22 protein-coding genes are annotated in these 23324 nt (G+C 44.0%); 8 read left to right on the forward strand and 14 right to left on the reverse strand.

What is annotated here, in order from left to right; all coding sequences use genetic code 11:
- Positions 1 to 151: 151 nt before the first annotated feature.
- Positions 152 to 3130, reverse strand: coding sequence for an L-glutamate gamma-semialdehyde dehydrogenase (pruA, locus tag NWP21_RS03625; RefSeq protein WP_280791648.1), 2979 nt, complete (start codon positions 3128 to 3130; stop codon positions 152 to 154).
- Positions 3131 to 3296: 166 nt separating this feature from the next.
- On the opposite strand from pruA, the gene NWP21_RS03630 reads away from it, so the two are divergent.
- The 6 genes from NWP21_RS03630 (at position 3297) to NWP21_RS03655 (ending at position 9486) form a co-directional block, all read left to right on the forward strand.
- The gene (locus tag NWP21_RS03630) at positions 3297 to 4277 is read left to right on the forward strand and encodes an SDR family NAD(P)-dependent oxidoreductase (protein WP_280791649.1); all 981 of its coding nucleotides are present in this window, start codon (positions 3297 to 3299) and stop codon (positions 4275 to 4277) included.
- A 228-nt stretch (positions 4278 to 4505) separates the two neighbouring features.
- Positions 4506 to 5336 carry an SDR family NAD(P)-dependent oxidoreductase gene (locus NWP21_RS03635; protein WP_280791650.1) on the forward strand — a complete coding sequence of 277 codons (831 nt, stop codon included), beginning with the start codon at positions 4506 to 4508 and terminating at the stop codon, positions 5334 to 5336.
- A complete protein-coding gene (locus tag NWP21_RS03640) occupies positions 5314 to 6780 on the forward strand; it encodes an NAD(P)-binding domain-containing protein (protein ID WP_280791651.1) in 1467 nt (488 codons plus the stop codon). The genes NWP21_RS03635 and NWP21_RS03640 overlap by 23 nt, the downstream gene beginning before the upstream one ends.
- A 232-nt stretch (positions 6781 to 7012) precedes the next feature.
- The gene (locus tag NWP21_RS03645) at positions 7013 to 7651 is read left to right on the forward strand and encodes a hypothetical protein (RefSeq protein WP_280791652.1); all 639 of its coding nucleotides are present in this window, start codon (positions 7013 to 7015) and stop codon (positions 7649 to 7651) included.
- 10 nt (positions 7652 to 7661) lie between these two features.
- Positions 7662 to 8453, forward strand: coding sequence for a pentapeptide repeat-containing protein (locus NWP21_RS03650; protein ID WP_280791653.1), 792 nt, complete (start codon positions 7662 to 7664; stop codon positions 8451 to 8453).
- A 163-nt stretch (positions 8454 to 8616) separates the two neighbouring features.
- Positions 8617 to 9486 carry a DNA adenine methylase gene (locus NWP21_RS03655; RefSeq protein ID WP_280791654.1) on the forward strand — a complete coding sequence of 290 codons (870 nt, stop codon included), beginning with the start codon at positions 8617 to 8619 and terminating at the stop codon, positions 9484 to 9486.
- A gap of 233 nt (positions 9487 to 9719) precedes the next feature.
- Here NWP21_RS03655 and NWP21_RS03660 read toward each other — a convergent pair whose 3' ends face one another.
- The 13 genes from NWP21_RS03660 to NWP21_RS03720 all read right to left on the reverse strand — a co-directional run bounded on the left by NWP21_RS03660 (position 9720) and on the right by NWP21_RS03720 (position 20461).
- Positions 9720 to 10487 carry a phycobilisome rod-core linker polypeptide gene (locus NWP21_RS03660; protein ID WP_280791655.1) on the reverse strand — a complete coding sequence of 256 codons (768 nt, stop codon included), beginning with the start codon at positions 10485 to 10487 and terminating at the stop codon, positions 9720 to 9722.
- A 138-nt stretch (positions 10488 to 10625) separates the two neighbouring features.
- Positions 10626 to 11369: a phycobilisome rod-core linker polypeptide gene (locus NWP21_RS03665; protein ID WP_271733779.1), complete on the reverse strand. Its 744-nt coding sequence runs from the start codon at positions 11367 to 11369 to the stop codon at positions 10626 to 10628.
- A gap of 143 nt (positions 11370 to 11512) precedes the next feature.
- On the reverse strand, positions 11513 to 12352 hold the full coding sequence (locus tag NWP21_RS03670; protein ID WP_280791656.1) for a phycobilisome rod-core linker polypeptide: 840 nt from the start codon (positions 12350 to 12352) through the stop codon (positions 11513 to 11515).
- Between the two features lie 39 nt (positions 12353 to 12391).
- On the reverse strand, positions 12392 to 12991 hold the full coding sequence (locus NWP21_RS03675) for a HEAT repeat domain-containing protein (RefSeq protein WP_280791657.1): 600 nt from the start codon (positions 12989 to 12991) through the stop codon (positions 12392 to 12394).
- Between the two features lie 11 nt (positions 12992 to 13002).
- Positions 13003 to 13833: a HEAT repeat domain-containing protein gene (locus tag NWP21_RS03680; protein WP_271763603.1), complete on the reverse strand. Its 831-nt coding sequence runs from the start codon at positions 13831 to 13833 to the stop codon at positions 13003 to 13005.
- Positions 13834 to 13843: 10 nt separating this feature from the next.
- Positions 13844 to 14086 carry a phycobilisome linker polypeptide gene (locus NWP21_RS03685; protein WP_271733775.1) on the reverse strand — a complete coding sequence of 81 codons (243 nt, stop codon included), beginning with the start codon at positions 14084 to 14086 and terminating at the stop codon, positions 13844 to 13846.
- Between the two features lie 38 nt (positions 14087 to 14124).
- A complete protein-coding gene (locus tag NWP21_RS03690) occupies positions 14125 to 14985 on the reverse strand; it encodes a phycobilisome linker polypeptide (protein ID WP_280791658.1) in 861 nt (286 codons plus the stop codon).
- 186 nt (positions 14986 to 15171) lie between these two features.
- Positions 15172 to 15663, reverse strand: a complete 492-nt coding sequence (gene cpcA / locus NWP21_RS03695) for a phycocyanin subunit alpha (RefSeq protein ID WP_271733773.1) — start codon at positions 15661 to 15663, stop codon at positions 15172 to 15174.
- Positions 15664 to 15722: 59 nt separating this feature from the next.
- Positions 15723 to 16244 (reverse strand): phycocyanin subunit beta, encoded by a 522-nt coding sequence (locus NWP21_RS03700; protein ID WP_271733772.1) that lies wholly within the window; start codon positions 16242 to 16244, stop codon positions 15723 to 15725.
- Positions 16245 to 16872: 628 nt separating this feature from the next.
- Positions 16873 to 17802, reverse strand: coding sequence for an RluA family pseudouridine synthase (locus NWP21_RS03705; protein WP_280791659.1), 930 nt, complete (start codon positions 17800 to 17802; stop codon positions 16873 to 16875).
- Positions 17803 to 18136: 334 nt separating this feature from the next.
- The gene (locus NWP21_RS03710; RefSeq protein ID WP_280791660.1) at positions 18137 to 18346 is read right to left on the reverse strand and encodes a hypothetical protein; all 210 of its coding nucleotides are present in this window, start codon (positions 18344 to 18346) and stop codon (positions 18137 to 18139) included.
- Between the two features lie 150 nt (positions 18347 to 18496).
- Positions 18497 to 19246 (reverse strand): class I SAM-dependent methyltransferase, encoded by a 750-nt coding sequence (locus NWP21_RS03715; RefSeq protein WP_280791661.1) that lies wholly within the window; start codon positions 19244 to 19246, stop codon positions 18497 to 18499.
- Between the two features lie 21 nt (positions 19247 to 19267).
- Entirely contained in the window at positions 19268 to 20461 is a 1194-nt protein-coding gene (locus NWP21_RS03720; RefSeq protein WP_280791662.1) for an FAD-dependent monooxygenase, read from the reverse strand.
- Positions 20462 to 21102: 641 nt separating this feature from the next.
- On the opposite strand from NWP21_RS03720, the gene NWP21_RS03725 reads away from it, so the two are divergent.
- Together NWP21_RS03725 and NWP21_RS03730 are read left to right on the forward strand one after the other, a co-directional pair.
- On the forward strand, positions 21103 to 23040 hold the full coding sequence (locus tag NWP21_RS03725) for a hypothetical protein (protein WP_280791663.1): 1938 nt from the start codon (positions 21103 to 21105) through the stop codon (positions 23038 to 23040).
- A 37-nt stretch (positions 23041 to 23077) separates the two neighbouring features.
- A complete protein-coding gene (locus NWP21_RS03730; protein ID WP_280791664.1) occupies positions 23078 to 23308 on the forward strand; it encodes a hypothetical protein in 231 nt (76 codons plus the stop codon).
- Positions 23309 to 23324: the final 16 nt, after the last annotated feature.

Here is a 23324-nt window from a genome sequence, read left to right on the forward strand (position 1 = left end):
AAGATGTTTGTCAAGTCATGATTAGTGTATCGAATATTATTTGACCCCACCCTCACCTTTCCCTTATAAAGGGAAAGGTGACTGGATTTGATTGTTTCGGTGTGTTGGGTGTGTTCCCTGTTCCCTTCAACAAAGATAATTTTTGATTTTTTTATTCAGCGCCGGGGATGGGTGCAAACCCTTGGCGTTGAATGTTTTCGGTCACTGTGCGCGGTTCTAAGAATTGCAGCAGATAATCAGGCCCTCCAGCTTTGGAACCTACCCCCGAAAGTTTGAAACCCCCAAAGGGTTGTCTGGCAACTATTGCACCTGTAATATTCCGGTTAATATAGACATTTCCTACTTCCAGGTCTGTCTGTGCTTGTTGAATGTGGGAGGGTGTTCTAGAATATAGTCCCCCTGTGAGGGCGTAGTTGGTACTGTTAGCCACTGCCAAAGCTTGGGCAAAATCTTTGACCCTGATTACCGCCAGGACTGGACCAAATATCTCTTGTTGGGCGATGGTGGCATCGGGTGGTACTTCACTAAAGATGACTGGACCGATATAATACCCCTGTGTAGGTGCGGTCATTTCCAAGGCGACTTGGGCTTGTGACTTACCTGTGGCAATATATGCCAAAATGCGATCGCGTGCTTGAGCATCTATTACCGGTCCAACTTGGGTACTAGGTAACTCTGTTGCTCCAATATTCAGGGATTTTGTCGCTGCTACTAACCTCTGGACAAAAGTATCATATATCGGTTCGAGTACAATTACCCGGGAACAGGCAGAACATTTTTGTCCACTGTAACCAAATGCTGACTGTACTACCCCCACAACAGCTTGATCTAAATCAGCGCTTTCGTCCACAATAATTGCATTTTTCCCCCCCATTTCCGCGATTACTCGCTTCATGTGCTTTTGTCCTGGTTTCAGGGTAGCTGCTTCTGCATAAATGCGACAACCCACCTCCTGAGAACCAGTAAAGGCAATGATATGAGTGTCAGGATGATTTACTAAGTAAGCACCTACTTGGGAGCCTTTACCTGGTAAGTATTGGAATACACCTTGAGGAATACCCGCCTCTACTAAGATTTCTGTGAATTTAGCAGTAATTACAGAGGAGGTTTCCGCCGGTTTGAGCAGAGTACAATTACCTGCAACTAGCGCCGCAACAGTCATTCCACAGGCGATCGCTAAAGGGAAATTCCACGGAGAAATCACCACAGCAATTCCCCTAGGCTGGTATATATAACGATTTTTCTCACCTGCTACGTCATAGTTTACACCTTTATCTAGGCGTTCCATCTCCTCAGCATAGTAAAGACAAAAATCTATAGCCTCGGAAACCTCTGCATCTGCTTCTTTAACAACCTTACCCACCTCCAAAACAATCCAAGCTGCAAGCTCAGACCGACGTAACTCCATCAAATCAGCCGCCTTCCTCACAATCCTAGCGCGTTCGTGTACTGGTGTTTTCCTCCATCCTGGAAACGCGGCCTTAGCAGCTTGCATCGCCTCTTCTGCTTGTGCCACACTAATTAAACCCACCCGACCTACTACCTCGCTAAAATTAGCAGGATTGACCGAATCAATTAACTCCTGAGTATTCACATACTCCCCATTCACCAAAGGTAAATAAACCCGACCTAACTGTTCGCGCACCCCAGCCAAAGCCGCAGTAAACATATTTCTGTGCTCCTCCTGTGCAAAATCCCTATCCGCAGCACCCAGAAACCCCCCTTCTTGTTTGCGCCTTTGGGCTTTGGCCTCAGACTCGACATTTGGGGGTGCTAACAACTCCTCAATGGGGCGATTCTCGAGATTTTGCCGCAAAAAGGAACTATTAGCTGTATTTTCCAACAACCGCCGAATTAAATACGCCATCCCCGGTAATAACTCACCATAGGGACAGTAAACCCGCACGCGATAACCTTGATTAACTAAGGCTTTAGCCAACTTATCCCCCATCCCATACAACACTTGCATTTCAAAGTGACGACGGGGGACATTTAAACTTTCGGCTATGGCAATAGCGCGAGCTTGCGATCGCACATTATGACTACCAATAGCAGCATAGACATATTGGTGATTTTCTAATAATAGCTGAGTAATGGCTTCAAAATTGGCATCTGTGGCGGCTTTATCGTTATAAACTGGCTGTGGCCAGTGTTTTTGTTCTGATTTAATAGTTTCCTGATCCCAATATGCACCCTTAACTAAACGCACTGTCAGGGGATAACCGCGCTGTTGTAACCAAGAAATTAACTTTTTCCCATCCTCTAGACTGTCACGCAGATATGCTTGGATGGTCACACCAATATCTGTACGTTGTCTAAACTCATCTTCTAAAAGTAACTTTTGCAGAATACTTAAAGTTAAATCTTTGTAGGCGTACTGTTCCATGTCAAAATGCACAGCTGCCCCTAAATCTTGCGCCCGACGTAATAAAATCCGAATGCGATCGCTAACTTTCTCCTCACTTCCTTGAGGGTCTAAAGGGTCAAATTGGGAATAAAACGCTGTTAACTTGACAGAAACCTGAACTTGTGGTAAAATATCGCCATCAGCTTCATCAATAGCCGGAATTAGCCCCCAATTCTTTGATGCTTCTATTAGTTGTTGCATCAATTCTAGATAGCGTTCTAGATAAGACTGGGCTTCAGTTTCAGTAATGACCGCTTCACCGAGTAAATCAATGGTGAAAGCAATTTTTTCTTTTCGCAGTCGTTCAACTGTTTTGATAACCTGTTTAATATTCTCCCCAGAAATATATTTATGGGCTAAAGTTTCCACAGCCTTAGAAACAGTTGTCGCCGCAACTTGTCCCGGCATAGAATCAGGGTGAGCAAAATTCAACATCCCCTTGAGGGCTGAAGGTAATTCTACAGATTCTGCCCCCAAATATTCTTGCAAATGTGCGGCAATTTCTGATTTACTATGTAAAGCGGGTAATGTGTCGATAAAACGAAACAATTGTACCCGTAAACCGGGATTACTCATTGCCCAGGTTAGCAGCTGATCATCCCATCGCATCTGATCGCGTAGGGAACCTAAAAACGAGCGATTTTCTTGGGTAGCGACCAGAAGCTGTCGAGCAACTTCTTGAGTTTTAGCTTCGTAGGTGCTGGTTTGGGCTTGTAATACCACTGATAACTCCTTTGTTGGCAACTTCGGGACTGGTGACCACCGGATCAGAGCTTTTTTCCTGCCCTGTTTTCTGCTATGGTAGATCCTAATCCCTCTTTTTAGAAGGTGAGATGATTCAGTTTGTTTCTAAACGGTAAAATCTCAGATACCCATAACATCTGTAATCATGAAAAATCTTGAGGGAAAAGTGACTTTAGTCACAGGTGCAAGCCGAGGAATTGGTAAGGGAATTGCTATTGCACTGGGTGAAGCTGGGGCAACTGTGTATATTACCGGACGCAGTTTAGATAATTCTGATACTGTGGGGGGAATTTCCGGTAATCTTAATCATACCCAAGCGGCCGTTGAGGAAGCCGGAGGTATATGTATTCCCGTCCAGGTAGATCATAGCAATGATCAGCAAGTGCGATCGCTGTTTGAACGCATCCAAGATGAGCAACATGGACAACTGGATTTACTAGTTAATAACGCTTTCTCAGGAGTCCAGTCTTTACGAGAGACTCAAGGAAAATCTTTCTGGAAGTGTGAACCTGAACTGTGGGATAATATTAATAATGTCGGTCTGCGTAGCCACTATGTTGCCAGCATTTTTGCAGCTCGGATGATGGTGCAACGTCGCCAAGGATTAATTTGTACTATTTCCTCTTGGGGCGGTATGTCCCCCATTTTCGGTGTCGCCTATGGTGTGGGTAAAGCGGCCTGTGACCGCCTAGTGGCTGATATGGCGGTGGAACTTAAACCCGATAATGTCGCCTCTGTTGACCTGTGGCCGGGGATTGTGGGTACTGAGCATATTTCCGCCTTAGCAGATGAGATAGGATCAGAAAATGTGACTGACCCTAGAAACTCAGTCTTTGTTGACCGTTATAACTGGGAAACCCCCTTATTAACAGGGCGAGTGATTGCGGCTTTGGCTGCTGATGCGAATATAATCCAGCGCACAGGAAAAGTGCAGATAGTGGCAGAACTAGCCCAACAATATGGAATTGTAGACGAACAAGGCGATCGCCCGGCGTCCCTACGTTCCCTCAAGTTTATTATACCCGCAGCCTTACCCGGAATCAGAAAATACTCGAACTTCATCCCAGATATTAAAGTCCCGTGGTCACTGCTACTGCTAACCACACTAAAATCACCACAGATTTAAAGCCAAAAAACTCTCCATATTTCTTCACTCAGTGTCCTCTGTGCATCTGTGGTATGCGCTACGCGAACGTTGTCCCACCTATACTGAAGCCGGAAACTGACGCTCAGGTATAACAAAAAAACGTAATAGTTCCCAAAAATTGATATCTTAGAGAAATACACGGGATTGTAAATCAATACAATCCCGAAAAAAATACTTGTATAAATATTTATAACTTGGCACAAAAATATGACCCAACTAGATAAAGCCGTTGTATTGATCACTGGTGCATCAGGTGGGTTTGGACAGGAACTAACCCGACAATTACTAGAAGCTGGTAGCCGACTGATTTTAACCGATGTGGATGAAGCCAGGCTACGTGAACGAGTTCAAGCAATTCAACACCAAGTTACAACCGGTGATGTCCTCGCTTGCATAGCTGTTGATCTCTCTAGTATAGAGGGTTGTCAAATCCTTTATCATCAGGTGAAAGCACTCAATATCCCCATTGATATTTTGATCAACAATGCCGGGATTGCCTTCTTTGGTCGCATGGACGAAATCCCGAACGAAAAATGGGAACGCCTCATGCAGATTAACCTGCTAACACCCATGCGGTTAAGTGCGCTATTTGCTACTGATATGATTGCCCGTCAACAGGGTCATATTGTGAATATTTCATCTTTAGCAGGCTGGTGGTCTCCACCTGGATTAATTCATTATGCCGCCAGCAAATTTGGTTTGCGTGGGTTTAGTGAAGGATTGTTCCATGAAGTCAAAGATTACAATGTAAAGGTGACGGCTATTTACCCATTTTTTAGCCGTACCCCCATTCTGCAATGTGAAAAGTTTGGCAGTTTAAGCAAGATTGATCATGATTTTCTGGACAATGTGTCCACCGACCCAGCTAGAGTCATGCGCGCCACAATTCGAGGAATCCAGCGCAATAAACTCCATATCTTTCCTGATGCGATCGCTCAAAATGCCCATCTTCTCAAACGATATTTTCCTCAAATCGTCAACTTAATTAATCATACATTCGTTAGGAGATTGAAAAGTGGTCAAAGACAGAAACTCTAGTAAAAATCAGCATACGGTCGATAAATCTGACAAACATTTGATTATTGGGGCGGGTTTTATCGGGTTGGGTATGGCTCAAGCCCTAAAAGCTGCTGATATCTCCTATGATCAGGTTGATGCTAGTGATGATATCGGCGGCAATTGGTATCACGGCGTTTATGAAACTGCACACATTATTTCATCACGCAAAATTACTCAATTTACTCACTTTCCCATGCCCGATGATTATCCCGACTTTCCTAGCGCCCAGAATATGCTGGATTATTTAAACTCCTTTGCCAATTATTTTGATTTGCGTGGGCAAATTGAACTGAATCGGACAATTAGTTATGTGCGACCAGTGGAAAATAATCTTTGGGAAGTCACCTTTGCTGATGGAGAACAGCGAATTTATAAAGCCGTAGTGATGTGCAATGGTCATCACTGGCGCAAACGTTTTCCGGAATTTCAGGGAAAATTTAACGGCGAAATTATCCATTCTAAAGATTACAAACATCCAGACCAGCTGCGTCGAAAGCGAGTTTTGATCATTGGCGGTGGAAATTCAGCTTGTGATTTAGCAGCAGAAGCCGCCCGTGTCAGTACCAAATCTGTTCTGAGTATGCGCGAATCAGTTTGGTTTATCCCCAAAACATTTGCTGGAATCCCAATTGCTGATTTTCCTGGAGGGCTAATGCCAAAATGGCTGTCCCGTTCATCAATTCCTCAAACTTCTGGCAACCGTAAATTTACTGTAATTTCATTTCCTGATTTACCGAAATTGCGCGCCCCACAATGGTTGACGCGCCTGATAATTCATACAATCATCCGTCTGAGTTTCGGTAGTCACGAAGATTATGGTTTATCTAAACCTCAGCATCGGATTTTCGAGAAACACCCCACCATTAACAGCGAAGTCCCCTATTACCTGAAGCATGGAAAAATCACCCCCAAGCCGGCTGTACGTCGCCTTGATGGCTGGGAAGTTGAATTTGTCGATGGTAGTCGAGAGACATTTGACCTGATTGTTTGTGGAACTGGTTACTATGTAGCCTATCCATTTTTACCTCCAGAACTGCAACGTGTAGAAGGTTCAGTAGTTCAATGTTATGCAGACTCCTTTCTGGATGATTACAAAGGACTATACTATATCGGTTGGTCACAGATCAGAGGTGGCGTTGGCTCGGTAATTTCCGCTTACGGCACAATTTTCTCGCGATATCTCAAACTTCAAAATGAAATTAATGTCCCTCTTGGTTTAGTGTTCAAAGAAATGGGACACAGGCTAGCAAAAACTCATCTTGTTGACCCACAGGAATTCTTTAACCAATCAAAAATGACTGATGCTGCATTTAATCGCCTAGTAAAAAAAGCACATCAAATTGATGCTCAACATCCTAACTTTAGCAACCAACAACTTCCTACCCTGCAAAGTAGAGAGCCAGTTCAGCACTTAGTGCGTTAAAAGTAGCACCGATTTAGTAGCGATTTCACGCAAAAATCTTAGTTCAATCCCCGCCCTGATTGACTCGCTCATGAAGAACTGGGGATTATAACGCAACATTTTGGTAACTTTGTGCAGTTTCACTTCAGTCATGGGTAATAACACAGTAGTACCAAACTTTATGGTAGTTTTAAGGTTACACTCACACATTGCACTAGACTAAATTTTAGCCACATGACTGGAGAGCATCACCTTGGGAATAGAATTACGCAGTTTTGTATTTCTCGACAACCTGCAACCTCAACATGCAGCCTATATGGGAACAGTAGCCCAAGGTTTTCTACCATTACCGGGGGATACATCACTGTGGATTGAAATTTCTCCGGGTATTGAAATTAATCGCATTACCGATGTAGCACTCAAATCCGCCTCCGTGCGTCCAGGAGTGCAGATAGTTGAACGACTATATGGTTTATTAGAAATTCATTCTAGCTCCCAAGGAGAAACCCGCGCTGCAGGTCAAGCGATTTTAGCAACACTAGGAGTGAAAAAAGAGGAATGTCTAAAACCCCGTGTAGTTTCTAACCAGATTATCCGCAACATCGATGCTTACCAGACCCAGTTAATTAATCGTACACGGCGAGGACAGCTACTGCTTGCAGGACAAACACTATATGTATTAGAAGTTCAGCCCGCAGCTTACGCCGCCCTAGCGGCTAATGAAGCCGAGAAAGCCGCCGGAATTAATATCCTGGAAGTGCAAGCTGTGGGAAGTTTTGGACGGTTGTATTTAGGTGGTGCGGAACAGGATATCCTCGCAGGTGCGGCCGGAGCATTAGCAGCGATTGAAAATGTCCCCGGTCGCCCCAACCCCCAAAGTGTGAATGAGTAAAGGAGCAAAAATGGCAAATCAAGAGCATCTGGCCTTACTCAAAGCAGGTGCAGTGACATGGATAGAATGGAAACAGCAAAATCCCCTGGTGAAAGTAGATATTAGCGCCGCCAACTTACAAGGAAACAACCTCAGAGGCGCTCACCTCCAAGGGGTGAACTTAAATAAAGTCAATTTAAGTCATGCTTTACTGGTGCGAGCCAACCTGAGTCATGCTGACCTCAGTGGCGCTAACCTGCACCAAGCCAAGCTGATAGAAGCTAATCTCATGGCGGCTAACTTGACCGTAGCTAATTTGAGCGGTGCTACACTTACCCAAGCCGATTTAAGTGATGCTCATCTGATTGGGGCTGACTTGAGTGGTGCAAATCTCGAAGGGTCGATCATTGCTGAGGCTAACCTAATTGGAACTGACCTCACAGACGCTAACTTTAGAGACGGTGATTTAGGTAAGGCGCAGTTAATCAGAGCTAACCTGAGTTTTGCAAATTTCATTGCAGCGAATTTAATTGCTGCTGATTTAAGTGAAGCTAATTTATACAACGCCCAATTAAACGGAACTTATCTTTATCAAGCTAACTTTTACAAATCTAATTTACACCAAACTCACCTGAGTGGAGCTTACCTATTACGAGCCAACCTCAGTGAAGCTAATTTGACCGGTGCTAATTTGACATGGGCTAATTTAACAGGGGCTAATTTAACAGGGGCTAATTTGAGGGGTGCTAAACTCCAAAATGCTCACCTCAAGGGTGCTATTCTCAAAGACACAATTATGCCGGATTCGTATAAGTGTGATTAGCCAAAATTCACATCAAAGCCATCGGTTGATTCTCTCAATCAAACATCAGTACCAAGATACACAAATGTTTCAGGCGATCGCTATAATTTAAGTTACATATAGAATTTGTAAATTATTTAGCATAAGCACCACTTTTGGAACACTCTATTAGAGGTCGGCTCTGATGGCAAAAAAAATTGCATTTGGTTGGTATGGTGGTAAGTACAGTCATTTAGACTGGCTTTTGCCATTGTTGCCCAAAACGACTCACTATTGCGAACCGTTTGGGGGTTCTGCAGCGGTGTTGTTAAACCGGGAGCCTGCACCTGTGGAAACCTATAATGATATTGATGGGCAGCTAGTTAACTTCTTTCGGGTGTTACGTGACCAAAAAGATGAACTTATCCAGGCTATTGGGTTAACACCATTTTCCCGTGAAGAATTTCACATTGCCATTAGTAATGATCACGAAGCTGTATCAGATTTAGAAAGGGCTAGACGATTTTTTGTCCGGGCGCGACAAGTAAGAACAGGGTTGGCACAAACCGCCAGTGTCGGACGATGGGCACATTGTAAACTCACTAGCAGGGCTGGAATGGCTGGTGCAGTTTCTCGGTGGCTCGGTAGTGTTGAGCATCTACCAGAAATTGTGCAACGGTTGCTGCGTGTGCAAATTGAAAACGACCAAGCAACTGATATTATTCAACGGTACGATAGTCCAGAAACTTTATTTTACTGTGATCCTCCGTACCCTCACGATTCCCGTGGGGATAGCAAAGCTTACGCTTACGAAATGACCGATGACGAACATCGACAATTGGCAGGGGTTTTGCGTTCAGTTAAAGGTAAGGTTGCCCTTTCAGGCTATGATTGTACGTTGATGCAGCAACTTTATGATGATTGGAACTGCATCAAAGCGCCCCTGAAGCATTGCCATTCCGTCAAGGAGTTACGGCAAGAAATACTTTGGGTAAATTATGACTTGCCAATTTCCACCCTCACTATTCAAGAAATAGCTCCATGTCCACCACCCCACCAGCTATCCTTGATGTAGCCTTGCAAATAGCCGAATCATCAAATCAAGCCCTTGTAACTGACCCCAGCATCGCTGAAAAAATCGATTATGTATGAAAGTGCAAGGGAGTTTTGAGGAGTCAACAGCTACTGGGTCTAGTTTCCACTTAACATAACGCCAAAGTCCCAGAAAAACTGTAAACCCGTCGTCACATGAAGGCAAAAACCAGACCCAGTATAAAATTTGAGTTTTAGACAGTTAGATATTTAATCTTAGCGTCTACTACCACTACGGTAGGGAACGGTATTGAGATAATCAATATCAAATGCAGAAAGCTTTTGCGCATAGTTGCCTTTAGCACCAACTGCTGCTGCCATATCAGCATATTTGCGTGGGTCACCTTCTGCCAGGCGTTTTTCTTGGAATTTGCGGGTATAGAACTTCTCCAAGGTGAAGCGCCAATCGGTCTGAACCGTACCGGCTTTTTCTTGGAAGTCTTCGCCGTAACGAGGTGTGACCAAGTTGTGGGGACGACCTTCCATGCGTTTACGTTGGTAGGGTACGATATTATCACCAAAGTTTTGGGTATATTCGTCACTATCTACTAAAGCATCCACAAAGCCGCCAAAACCCTTGGTAGCAATGACAATTGACCAAGCAATTTGTTCATCTTTGTTATAGGAAGCACGGCCTAATAAACGCTTCAGGGTGATGTCTACTAAACGGTAGTTGTTGTTGACACTGACAACTAAACGATAGAATGCTTCAGACTTAGCTAAACCTCTGATGAAGTCACGCACAGATAAAGCACCGGTTTTGAGTTGAGATTCCAGAGTTTTTTGGCGGTTGAACTTGAGAATTTCATGTTCACTGAAGACTTGGCGATAAGCAGCCCAAATGATGCTCTGGATATCAGTGTAAGAACTGACATCTTCAATCCGGTAGATATATGGTGTATCTTCATTCTGGTCAGCTACACCAAAGCTGCTGACTCGGTTATTTTGGGTGGTGGGTTTGTACTTAAGTAATGGCACAGACATACTGGATTCTTCCTCTGATTAATTATTAAACAAAAAGCTAGCTGGGAAAATTCAAGGAGGCCTGATTCCCTATGTTATTGTCCCGCATTATGTTGATAGATACAGCTGATTGGGCAGCAATTTACTATCAACAGGTATTTATCCCAGGGGGAAATTGGCGCTGGAATTGATGGAGATGGGTATACCTTGGGGTTTGGTATCCCTTGTCATGTCGGGAATTTGGATGCTAGCTAGGTTAACTGGTGTAAATTTGAGTGTCTTAATTTCAATGGAATTAGCTAATTCCATAAAGTTCTTGATGTCCCCTGCTTTATAGCGGGCTTCTTCCAATTTGTCGCGCCAGTAATTACCGTAGCGGGGTGTGACTAAATTAAAAGGTCTATCTTTGTAGCGCCGGCGTTGGTAGGGAACTATGTTGTCGCCAAAGTTGCTTTGATACTCTTGAGAGTCGATTAAAGCATCGACAAAACCATCCCAACCCAGGGTAGCTATTTTGATTGACCAAGCAATTTCTTCGTCTTTGTTGTAGGAAGCACGACCTAAGAGGCGTTTGAGGGCAATTTCCACAAGACGATAGTTAGAGTTAGTCTCTACTACCAAATTCCGAAAGGCTTCGGACTTAGCCAAACCCCGGATCAAGTCGCGCACAGTAATAGCTCTATTCTTGACCTGAGATTCCAGGTTAGTTTGGCGATAAAACTTGAGGATTTCATGCTCACTAAAAACCTGGCGATAAGCGGCCCAAATTAATTCTTGGAACTCACTATCAACAGAGCAGTCTTCGCTGCGGTAAATCCTGGGAGTATCCTCATTGGGGACTTCGTAACCAGCAACGCGCTGGTTTTGGGAACTAGGTTTGTATTGTAATAAAGGAATTGTCATTACAGTTGCTAATATTCAATGATCAATTGTATGGGTCTTAACCACCGACTGCTATTTTCCCAGAGATCACATAAATCAAGTGTGTGATCTCTGTCCATGGGTGGTTTATAGTCCTAGGGATCGAGCCATGACAAACTCATGCCTTAATTTGTGGGATTTCCCGGAATATAACGATAAGGTAGAGCAACAGCTACAGGTTTGACAGTGGGTTGAGGCGTACCGACTTCGCGGGAGTTGTCGGGAATCTTGATATCTTTGATTTGGGAGGTGACGGTAGCCACTGTTCTTTGATAGTTACGTTCGCCAGTGATCATTTTCCCGGCCATTTCCATGAAATTGGCAGGAATCACCCGACGAATCTCCTGTTTACTAGCAACCCCTGTGGTGCGGGCGGTGTAGAAGGAACGACCACCGAAGGATTCTAACATCATGCGATCGCGCCAGTAGGAACCGTAGCGGGGATTAACTAAGTTAAAGGGTCTGTCTTTATACCGACGGCGTTGGTAAGGAACAATATCATCACCAAAGTTCTGAAGATATTCTTCACTGTCTAACAGGGTATCGATGAAACCGTGTAAACCTTTAGTACCAATCACAATTGACCAAGCAATTTCTTCATCTTTGTTGTAAGCGGCCCGTCCCAAAAACCGCTTTAAGGTGATGTCAACTAAGCGGTAGTTGGTGTTGATATCTGCTACTTGTGTGCGGTAGACTTCGGACTTACCCAGACCCCGGATAAAATCACGGACGTTAATTGAGCGATTGCGCAGTTGGGATTCCAGGAACTTCTGGCGGTTGCTGGCAATAATTAAGTGTTCGCTGAAGATTTGCCGATATGCTGCCCAAATAATGGCATCAATATCTTTATCTGAGGTAGCATCTGACAAGCGATAAATCGTTGGTGTGTCTTCGTTGGGGACTTCGTAGCCTTCTACCCGCTGATTCTGGGTGGTAAGCGCATAATTTAGCAGTGGTATTGACATATTTACTTTTTTCCTGTTTTATGATATTGGAGGCATGAGTTATGAAATGGCTAGTTGCACACGAGCGCGAATTGCCTTTTCCTCGTCAGTAGTTAACATCTGCTGGAGTCTGGTGTGGATGGGGAGCTGCAAATCGGGGATTTGAGCCAGAGCCTGTAGACCGACTACCGCAGCGTAACGGATTGACCATTCTGAGTCTTGGGAAATCAACAGCAAGGTTTCTAAAGCTTTTTTTAATGCTGTCTCCCGGTGGGGGGAGTTAAGTTGATGCCAATGTAAATTTCCCAGACCCTGAGCCGCAGCCCGGCGAACACTGGGAGCAAAGTCTGTGGCTGCTGCTGTGATTAAAACGTCTAATGCACGGGGGTCGCCGATCGCCGCTAAGGTGCGAATAGAATAAGCCCGTGCGCCGTAGTTATAATCGTCAATCTGGGATAACAGTTGTGGTACTGCTGTTGCTCCCATAGCTGTTAGTGCAGCCACGGCCACTGTTGCAGCTGTGGGGTTGTTATAACCAAATACTGCGATTAATGTGGGAATGGCAGCAACATCTGGGACTGCTGCCAAGTTTTTTACTGCCGCCACCATTTTTTCTGGTGTATCTGCCAGGGCGACGGCACGGATTAGTTCATCAGTCACGTCGCGCTAGTTCACAAAAGTGAATCCATTAAGTTCATCACCTGGATGGCATGGTCAGAAACGGATAGGGCTTCTGACTCTGGGGTGAGTTGATGCTCTAGCAATCCTTTAAGGGCCATGAGTTTAAAGCTATTTTCTGCCTTGGTGCTGGCGATCGCCTCCGCTGCTCCTATGTAGCCAATTGCGCCCAAATCTCCTAAGACCAGGCGGCGCAACTTCAGGTCTTCACTAGACAACATTTTTACTAACCTCTCCCCATAAATGGGGTCTTGTGTTAGTTGGTACATTGCTCTAGCAGCGGCACAGTTTACGCCTGGGACTTCATGCTCTAAAAACGGTGAAATCAAAGAAATAGCCTCAGTTGCACCAATAGCTCCCAAGGCTTCTATTACCGCTTCATAGGGCTGGTTGAGATGAGGGCGGCCGGGTACTTGCACTGCCTCGGCTACACCTCCAGCTAGCATTTTCATGAGTGCGGGTGCTGCAGTTTTCTCCCGCAGTTTTTGCAAAGATTGGGCCGCTGCTTCCCGCACATAAAAATCAGGGCATTCCAAGCACTTAATTAACCCTGGTATAGCTGTATTATCACCTAACTTCCCCAATGCTCTGGCTGCGTTGCGCCGCAGTGGATAACCTCCCATTTCTGTTCTGTCAGCTTCATCCTCTAAGGCTGCAATCAAGGCATTGATCACATCTGGGCGGCGGACGCGAAATTTACCCAGCCACCAAGCTGCGTAATAGCGCAGACTTAAATCTGATGATTGCAGGTTAGCCAGTGCTACCTCTGGTGTCAACTGAGGCGCGGTTTCTGCTGAATATTCTGACGCAGTGGGTTCTCTCATTGCCAGGATATTAGTTTTCTATGGCGCTCAATGGGGAAATATTGATGATTTTGCCACCTAGGCGGTTAATCCGTTGCATTTCTTCGTTCATCCGACTGTATGGCACTGTGATAAACACGCTACCACTGCGACGGATATCGAATTTATTCTTGTCAGTTTCTGCGTTTTGGCGCAAGCCTACAACTTCATAACGAAATACTCGGCTGGCCGATGAAGAAACGCTACCGCCCCCAAGTGTGGTTTGACCGAACATTACTGCTATATCTCCTGTACGATGTGAGTAACCCTACCTTAAGCTGAGGTGATGCTGACAATTTTGCCGCCTTGTCGGTGGATTTGCTGAATCTTGTCAGAAAGTCGCTCATAAGGTACGATAATTGCTGTACTGCTCCGTCTGACACTGGGATAACCAGGTCCACGGATTGCTGTTACTTCAATGCGGTAGACGCGATCGCCCGTACCCACTGCATTTCCTAAAGCCTTTTTGGGAGCCACATCTGAAGCAGCACGGAAATTCCAGTTATCGTTGCTGCCTGATGGACCTACAATTGAAGAGGCTTTATTGCTAGCTAAATCCTGGGCTAAACGGGATTTAGCACCTTCTACCTGAGCGCGATCGCTGTTGGCATAACCCCGGTATAAGCGGAATAGACGGGTAAAGCCTACTGTTTTTTGCCCTGGTTGGGTTTCAAACCCACGATAATATGGGACAATATGATCACCGAAGTTATTTTGGTACTCTGGTGAATCAATGTAGGAGTCAATTTCCCCGTCGTAGCCTTGGCTCTGGTACAAATCTAAGTGGTAAGCCACTTCTGATTCATCATAGGGGGCGCGACCCAGGAGATGTTTGTAGTTAAGTTCGATTAACCTGGTTTGGAAATTGCGATAAAAAAACTTAGTTTTGTAGAGTTCTGACTTGGCAACGCTGCGGACAAACTCCCGCACTGTCAGGTTACCATCTCGCAGGAGTGATTCAGCGCTTACCAGACGTTCCGACGCCATCAAATAGTCGTTACCCAAAACCTGCCGATAAACAGCCCGGATTACAACTTCAACTTCATCTTTGCTGGCATTGGGGCGCAGTTCTAATCGAGGTGCATCACTAAAAGGCTCTGTTCCTAGCCTGGATGCTGCTGCTGTAATTGCCATTTTGCTTCACCTGTTGATTTGCATTTCGGCTATTTTTCCCGAGTGCCGAGTTTACTAAAGCTTTCCAATAAAACTTTGCCCGGAGCCAGATCCAACTGCTAGATGAGTCAGAACGGTTTTTTGGTTAACCTCAAAGCGTGACTCACTCCATCCAGAAATTGCATCCTTCCCCGGGCAAGAGACTATCTAGCTTAATGCGTTGATAGCATAGTCAAAGTAGGTATTAGCTTCGTTAGCAGCTTGTCCACTCAAACCATGATTAGCTTTCATGTATTTGATTGCTTCAACGTACCAGCTGGGGGACAAATCAAAGGAGCTGTTGATTTCAGCCAAGCCAGCAATCAAAAACTCATCCATGGGTCCAGTACCACCAGCAACTAAGCTGTAAGTAACAATCCGTAGGTAGTGACCGACATCACGAGCGCACTTAGCCTTACCACGGCTGTCAGCAGCAAACTGAGGCCCTGGTGTTTGGGTGGTGTAGGGGAATTTTTGGTATACAGCTTGGGTAGCACCATCAATCAAGCTTTGGGCGTTAGAGGTCAACGCGCGAGCAGCTTCCATGCTAGCAATAGCACGAACATAACGACCGTTAACTGCTTGTAGTTCGGTGTTGCTTAAGAAACGTCCTTGGGTATCCGCAGATGCGATCGCTTCGGTAATTGGTGTTTTAACCATCTTCTAAAATCTCCTTCGTATTTCGTAAATTTTTTTGGTACTGGAATTTCTCAGTGATATTAAGCAACAGCAGCCGCAGCACGGTCAAAGTAGCTAGCTACTTCAGAGATCAACTGGCTGCAATCACCTTTGGTGATCCCGTTGGGATCGTTAGCCACAGCTACAGCAGCATCTTTCATTTTTTGCACGCCAACAGCCACAGAAGATCCAGGAGTTCCCAGAGCTTGGTAGGTTTCGCGCAAACCATTCAAGCAGCGATCATCAAGAACACTAGCATCACCGGCTAAAATTGCGTAGGTGACGTAACGCAAGATAATTTCCATGTCACGCAAGCAAGCAGCCATGCGACGGTTGGTGTAAGCATTACCACCAGGAGCAATCAATTGGGGTTGTTCTTCAAACAAAGAACGAGCTGCGTTGGTCACAATAGCTGAAGCGTTGCTGGTGATGCGGTTAACAACGTCTAAACGCTTGTTGCCTTCTTTAACTACGTTGGTTAAAGCGTCTAGTTGCTCGTTGCTCAAAAACTCGCCTCTGGAGTCAGCTTGAGAAACTACCTTGGTAAATACGTCTAATGTCATGGACTTTAATCTCCTAATTCCTTAGTTCTGAGATGTCTAGATTAAAACTGGCAATGTTTTATCAAATTGGGAATGGTTGACAACAGACCCGATAGCAAACTGCTTGTTTTGATTTGTCTGTTTCTTCCCTCAATACTAGATTAACAAGTATTTATGAGAATCTGGGTTAATTTTATGAGAAACCCGCAAATTTGAATCAACTCATTGCTTGGTTTGACTTTGGTCTGTTATTTCCACCCCTCAGAATATGTTTATACAATGCTATAGATTCTTTATTTGTTACAAATTATGAATAAATAAGATGCGGGAATAAGAACACCCTCAAATCCTTTACATACAAGCAATCTAACTGAGTAAATGGGAAATTTTTCGCAACATTACTTCATATTTCACCCTCCTAGCCCAAGAAATCATCAATTTTATATTTTCTTAATTATTGCAGAATGCAAGTAAATACAGGACATTGGTCGTTTTGTCTGTAATTTGAGGGGATGCTGTTTTTATTAAGAGTTGTTAATTTGAACTTGGGAAAATTTACCATAACTGGCTAAAATTCATCTGTCCAAGGTAAAAAACAGCGGAAAAGTTTACAAATCTCAATATTGAGGAGGGGGGGAGTGTCAAAACTTCAGGACTCTACTCGTCGGCGGAGAATTTGCACTAAGGTATTAAATGTCGCCGGGGGGGTAGCTGTGACCGAGATCCACTCCTGAGAAACTGGATGTTGTAACTTGAGTCGCCAAGCGTGGAGTGCTTGACCGGGTAAGTTAACGCCCAGAGAACGACCAGAACCATAAACTGGGTCGCCGACAATGGGATGACCTATCTGAGCGCTATGGACACGAATTTGATGGGTGCGCCCGGTTTCTAACTGAAAATGGATTAATGTATAGTTACCCAAGCGTTCTGCTACCTGCCAATGAGTGATAGCAGACCTACCGCCTTTTTCTATGGGGACAACCGCCATTTTCTTTCTATCTTGGGGGTGGCGACCAATGGGGAGGTCTATCATACCATCAGCGGTTTTGGGCGCGCCGTAAACTACACCTAAATATGAGCGCCGTGCAGTTTTAGCCTGGAGTTGTGCTTGCAGGCTATGATAGGCTATGTCAGTTTTGGCGATCGCGATCGCCCCTGTGGTATCCTTATCTAAGCGATGGACAATTCCCGGACGTTGAACGCCGCCAATTCCAGGGAGATGGGGACAATGTGCTAACAAAGCATTCACCAGAGTACCATCAGGATGACCGGGAGCGGGATGGACAACTAAGCCAGCGGGTTTATTCAGGATTAGCAATTGGTCATCTTCATAGAGGATGTCCAAGGGTATATCTTGGGCTTGTAGTTCTAGATGGGTAACTTCTGGTATTTTTATACTAATGCGATCGCCTGGTTTCACAGGAATTTTTTTAGTTGTGCATACCTGATGATTGAGTTTTACATTACCCTCGACAATTAATTGCTGGATGCGAGAACGGGATAACTCTGGTAATTCTTGGGACACATAGCGGTCAAGGCGTTCCCCTGCTGTTTCGACTTCTAAATTAAATGCGATCACAATTGATAAATTCCCTATCTCCAAGCTGGTATGTGTCAACTCAGTTATGTTGACTGAAGGGAATTAATTCCCTGGGTCGGGTGTGGATAAGCAACGATTATACCTCATGTGTGGATAACCATCGCCCACACATCCTCTAACTATTAAATAAGACATATAACCTACACACACTTAAACCCAGAGCGATCGCCCTAAATAGATGTCATAATTAAAACAACCAGTCGGTTTTTAACCGAATCAAGCTTTCAGACAGGGAATTAATTCCCTGTCTCCGGTGTGGATAACTATCGCCAAAACATCCCCTCTAGGGTAGGGATTGTGGGACAAAACAGCTTTATTGGGGGCTAGTTGTCCACTTAGTTGCTAGTCTCACCGCCCATATACTTAATGCAGATGCACAGATAACTGCCAACCATGACCCCCAAAAAGGAAAGGTAACTGTACCAACGGCAATTGACCAGTGATTAACCAGTCGGATAAAATGTGATATTGCTACTAAGGCAAAAATCACCGCGGAAGTTACCAAATATGCTTTACTAATCATTTCTAGCCTCCCTTTGATTTTACTTAGGGATTGTGGCCTTTTAATTACAAGCCATTCTTCTATTGTGCATATAGTCAAGGGGTTTGATTGGGAAATCAGCATATTTGCAACAAATATTCACAGTCCCACAGATAGAAGCCTGTGGAAATGTCAAGAATTTTGCATTACGTAAAACACGTAACCGTAATATTCCGAATACTGGCGATAAAATTCAATCTCCATTTTTTCCATTTCGATTACTTCCATAGCCTCCAAATCATCTAAATATTCATTTTGTAAAACCTGTAGTTTTCTTTCTAAAGGTTCATAGTAGTTCCACCAGGCTGACTGTGGTAAGACCAAGTAATCTATGATTTTATAGCCAGTATTGGCGATGATGTTTAAATTACCAGCAACATCATTCATGGGTGGATAGGCCTGATCCCAAAAGTCCTTTAATGCTTTTGGTGGGTCTGGTCGCAGCCATGTCAATTCTGAAGCTGCTAAATAACCTTTATTTTTCAGGAAAACTTGCCATTGCCTTAATCCTGTTTCAAATCCAATAATATATATTGAACCTTCCGCCCAAATAACATCAAAAGTTTCCGGGGGGAAATCAAGATTAAACATATCAGCTTGGACTACAGTGATTTTTTTTGATAATCCTTGATTGATTACCCTTTGTTTGAGTTCTTCCACATAAACATCATGATTATCGATCGCCATAATTTCCCCATTGGTCAGATGGGCTAAATCCACAGTTTGCGCACCTGGTCCACAACCAATATCTAGAATTTGCGGACTTGGTGGTAAATCAACCATCTTGACAAAAGCACTTTGAGTATAGAGATAATCACCCGGCCCTTCCCTGGGTAAACCTTGATGGATTTGAAAAAATACCTGTTGCTGTTTATTATTCATGTTTAATTAGATATGGAAAAACTAGACCTTTAAATACACCTGAGTGATTCCGTCGCGCATTTGAATTTGTCGCCTTAACCACAACTTCTTGACTATTGTACCGATGAATGGGGTTTGCACCAAAAGCGATCGCAATAGAGGATACTTGCGTAATTTCTCCCCCTGGGCTGCTTCTTGTAACTGGAGTTGCTGGATGCCGATAATTTCCGGCTGGCGTTCTGCCTGAATCTGTGATAAAATCAGATCAATCTGATTATGATCGGCATTTCCTTGTAATAATGGTACTAAATAATTAGCCGCAACAATCACATCACGTAATGCCACATTGATACCCTGAGCGCGCACAGGGGACATAGGATGAGCCGCATCACCCAGCAACAGTAACCCTGGTATATGCCACTGGGGACAACTCCCCACCACCACAGATAGTTTTATAGGGGATGTAATACTTGCACTGTGTTGGCGAAAATGTTCTGCTAACCATGGGGGAGATAGGGAGGCGAAAACCTCCGCCCATGGCTGTTTATAGTCTGTGGGTTCATTGGGGGATATTACCCAGCCTAAATGTAATTTATCGGACTCTGCACCATGGAAAATGCTAAATATGCGATCGCCATTAACAATAGTGCGAAACACATTATCAGCAGCAAATTCAGCACTAGCAGCTAATTTAAACCAGAGAATATCTATATTTTTCGGCTGACATACTAATTTTAGTCCCGCACATTGGCGGACAATGGAGTTACGACCATCAGCGCCAATGACTAAATCACCAGTCAGTTGTCTTCCATCACTGAGTATAACACCGGTAACCCGTTGGTTATCTCTGGATAAATCTTTGACAGCCACACCCGGTATAAATTCAAAGTTATCATAGGTTTGAGCTTCCCTCATCAAAGCTTGGAGTAAGGGAGGTTGGGACACTAATGTACAGGGTTGCTGTGACCCCATGGGTTCCTCTACCCGGAATAACTGTTTACCCCCAAGAATAAACTCCCAGGCCTTGAGAGGTCGATGGGGAATCTGTTGTATTAATTCTAATAGTCCCATTTGGGCGATCGCATCTAAGCCACTAGGCATTAAACCCTCACCGCGAAATACTCGCCCAAAGTCTTTCGCAGCTTCTATGAGTGTGACTGTAACACCGCGTTTTACTAGGAGTACAGCTAGAGTAGCGCCTGTTGGTCCTGCGCCCACAATTATAACTTTTTTCATTAATTTAAACGGTAGTTTTACATTAGTTTAGCGCCACAACTTCTACCCATAATTTTCTCATTTCAAATTATTATCGGCTCCATTCTCATACATTCAATAGATCCTTACTTATGTACTATCAACTTGGCTAACTCCTATTATCTATAAGCATTGTGTCTTCTACCTCAAGATAGATATTTAAAATTGTTAAGAAGATAATAGAAATTTACTGCTTATCATATAGAGTAAGGAAGTTATATATCCAACAAGGAAATTTAGGATAGAGCAAGCTGATACCCTGTATTATCCGCGACAATCTTAATATTTTTTTAATGTCATAGATATCCAGAGGATAGCTCGGCAGAATAGGAATATAAGATAGTTTTCCACATCAACAAACGCCAAGTGCAAGTCAATCAAGTGTGTGAGATATATGGAGGGTAAAAATATCCATATGTGAGCCAGCTAAACCTTTGTATTCGTCTAAAAATGCAATAAAGAAAGTCATTTTGTAGACACAGAAATGGGAAAAATGTAGTAAATTGTGATTTGCAGTTCCTAATTTCACTATGTGGTTTAATCAACCATATACCTATTTTATTTGTAGGGTTTTATAGGGTTAGTGACAAGGGTATATTTCAAAAATCTGGAACCAAATTTGTATGGTGCAGCAACAAGATTGGACAAATTTTGCTTTACAACGTCCGAATTATTTTCCTGGACAATATCTCCTAGATGAAGATTTCGAGTTGGCGCATAAATATCTCAGCGATCGCCAACGTTATATCAATAGTAAGCTGCATTTAGCGGGGATCGTGGAAGGCCTAGAAGTAGAAGCCATGGCTGGGGAAACAGCAGTTACTGTTAAATCTGGTACAGCCATTGATGGAGAAGGTAATCTAATTGTATTAGCAGAAGAAAAAACCAACATCAAGATAAATTCTCTATGTTGGGTGTGTTTGCGCTATCATCAAGAGCCAAAAGTATTACAACAACCAGAAATACCAGATAGTTTCACGCGCTTTGCAGAAACTCCCCTTTTAACATTAGAAGCGATTGAAACCAAAGACGCTAAAACGGTGTTGTTAGCTAAACTCGTCGTAGAAAACGGACAAGTGCAAGTAGATAACAGTGTCCGCCAATATTCTGGGGCGAGGTTACCCAGTAGCCAAGGTGAAGAAATTAACCTCAGAAGTGATGGGCAATCTTTAGCGATTAAAGGTAACTTGAGTGTATCCGGGTCGTTAAAATTAGGGGAATCCCTGATTAGCTCTGTATCGGAAACAATCGCCACAGATAGCGATCGCACGGATGTAGTACCTTCAGAAAAAGCCGTTAAAAAACACATAGAAGCCAAAATTAAAGAGCGACTGGCGGCTTTAAATGCTCCCACAGAGGAAAAACCAGCAATTTCCCTCTCCAGTCAGCCAGATGGGCTGTATGGTTGGTCAACGGAAGGCGGTGGGGCTGAAGATATTTCATCTGTGATCAAGTTAATCTCCTATCGCGCTGGCCAGACCGCCACAAGGATCACCATTGAACGCGATACAGGTAATGTGGGTATTGGTACAACCAGTCCAGGGAGAAAACTAGATGTTAACGGTGTCATCCGCGCCTTGCATCTGGAGTCTACAAACCCGATGCGACAACGGATGTATCCCAATGAACCAATAATTTATCAAGATATTTTTGAGGCTAGAGATGCAGGGGCGATCGCTGTACACGGTGTCTTCAAAAAAGCACCTGGTGATTGGGAAACCAGACACACAATTAACAACCTCTGGAATGATCGTAAAATGCTCTGCTATGGAGGGTCAGAAGAAGATGATGCCGGGGCATTGGTCACCATTCCCGATGGATACAATACTGTCTGGATCAGAGTAAGTGGTGATACTTGGAACGTAGTCAAGGTACAGTTTTTAGATGGATATAAAGAAGACCTAGGACGGTGGGCAGCTGGTAGAAGATACGGTAATTGCTACTGTCCTGATGGTTCTCTCACTGATGGGAATGACACCACACACCAATGGCTACCGATTCCCGTTGGGAGAGCCGGTAAAGTCACCTTGATTTCCAAACAAGGTACTGAATTCTGGTTGTCTGGGTTGGCATTCAGTAAAAATCCTTGGTCTCACGCCACTCAAGCAGCCCTAGGATACCATTGGAAAATCAATGGCGGTGATGCCACAAGTTGGAATAACAAAGATTCTGACAGCTGGAATTGGGATACATATACAGTCATTCAACAGAAAACCAATTTAGAATTGATGGTTCCTTATGTGTGGTCAGGCAATGATAAGTTGCTGTATATGGTGGAGCATAACAACGACTGGAACGGTTGTATGCACAATGGCATTACTGTCAACGGTCATACCATGGAAAGATTTCTGGCAACCTATGATAATCCCTTTGCCCGTCATTGGAACAGCAAATCATTTAATCGCTATATCGCCGCGCGCATTCCGGCACATTTAATTCCCAAACCCACACCAGAACGTCCTGCTTTGCTGAAAGTCAAAATCGATATGAGTAAGCAAAATCGTGGACTTCATTTCCGAGAAATGGGTACTCATGATTTGGAAGTTCCCTATGGTTTCTGATCAAGATTAACACCTTTCAACAGCAAGTGAGACAGCAATGAAGGAACAACTGGAGAAACGCCTACAAGTACTAACAGTAGAGTACGAAGCTGGACAGAAAGCACTAGCTAATTTAGAAGCACAAAAAACCAGCCTGCGGGAAACTTTAATCCGCATCAGTGGGGCAATACAAGTATTAGAAGAAGAATTAGCTATTGCTAACAGGGAAAACAATCACAAACCCCAAGAAATTGACACCTCTACCCTAGAATTTATTGCCAAAAATTAAGTGCATAGAGTCAAAC

The sequence above is a fragment of the Anabaenopsis sp. FSS-46 genome (assembly GCF_029891665.1).
Taxonomy (GTDB): domain Bacteria; phylum Cyanobacteriota; class Cyanobacteriia; order Cyanobacteriales; family Nostocaceae; genus Anabaenopsis; species Anabaenopsis arnoldii.

Coding starts and splice junctions, on each gene's coding strand:
- NWP21_RS03650 (WP_280791653.1), top strand. CDS start 7,662: ATGGCAAATCAAGAGCATCTGGCCTTACTCAAAGCAGGTGCAGTGACA.
- NWP21_RS03635 (WP_280791650.1), top strand. CDS start 4,506: ATGACCCAACTAGATAAAGCCGTTGTATTGATCACTGGTGCATCAGGT.
- NWP21_RS03690 (WP_280791658.1), bottom strand. CDS start 14,985: ATGGCAATTACAGCAGCAGCATCCAGGCTAGGAACAGAGCCTTTTAGT.
- NWP21_RS03725 (WP_280791663.1), top strand. CDS start 21,103: ATGGTGCAGCAACAAGATTGGACAAATTTTGCTTTACAACGTCCGAAT.
- cpcA (WP_271733773.1), bottom strand. CDS start 15,663: ATGGTTAAAACACCAATTACCGAAGCGATCGCATCTGCGGATACCCAA.
- NWP21_RS03730 (WP_280791664.1), top strand. CDS start 23,078: ATGAAGGAACAACTGGAGAAACGCCTACAAGTACTAACAGTAGAGTAC.
- NWP21_RS03665 (WP_271733779.1), bottom strand. CDS start 11,369: ATGACAATTCCTTTATTACAATACAAACCTAGTTCCCAAAACCAGCGC.
- NWP21_RS03710 (WP_280791660.1), bottom strand. CDS start 18,346: ATGATTAGTAAAGCATATTTGGTAACTTCCGCGGTGATTTTTGCCTTA.
- NWP21_RS03715 (WP_280791661.1), bottom strand. CDS start 19,246: ATGAATAATAAACAGCAACAGGTATTTTTTCAAATCCATCAAGGTTTA.
- NWP21_RS03655 (WP_280791654.1), top strand. CDS start 8,617: ATGGCAAAAAAAATTGCATTTGGTTGGTATGGTGGTAAGTACAGTCAT.
- NWP21_RS03670 (WP_280791656.1), bottom strand. CDS start 12,352: ATGTCAATACCACTGCTAAATTATGCGCTTACCACCCAGAATCAGCGG.
- NWP21_RS03680 (WP_271763603.1), bottom strand. CDS start 13,833: ATGAGAGAACCCACTGCGTCAGAATATTCAGCAGAAACCGCGCCTCAG.
- NWP21_RS03660 (WP_280791655.1), bottom strand. CDS start 10,487: ATGTCTGTGCCATTACTTAAGTACAAACCCACCACCCAAAATAACCGA.
- NWP21_RS03700 (WP_271733772.1), bottom strand. CDS start 16,244: ATGACATTAGACGTATTTACCAAGGTAGTTTCTCAAGCTGACTCCAGA.
- NWP21_RS03685 (WP_271733775.1), bottom strand. CDS start 14,086: ATGTTCGGTCAAACCACACTTGGGGGCGGTAGCGTTTCTTCATCGGCC.
- NWP21_RS03630 (WP_280791649.1), top strand. CDS start 3,297: ATGAAAAATCTTGAGGGAAAAGTGACTTTAGTCACAGGTGCAAGCCGA.
- NWP21_RS03720 (WP_280791662.1), bottom strand. CDS start 20,461: ATGAAAAAAGTTATAATTGTGGGCGCAGGACCAACAGGCGCTACTCTA.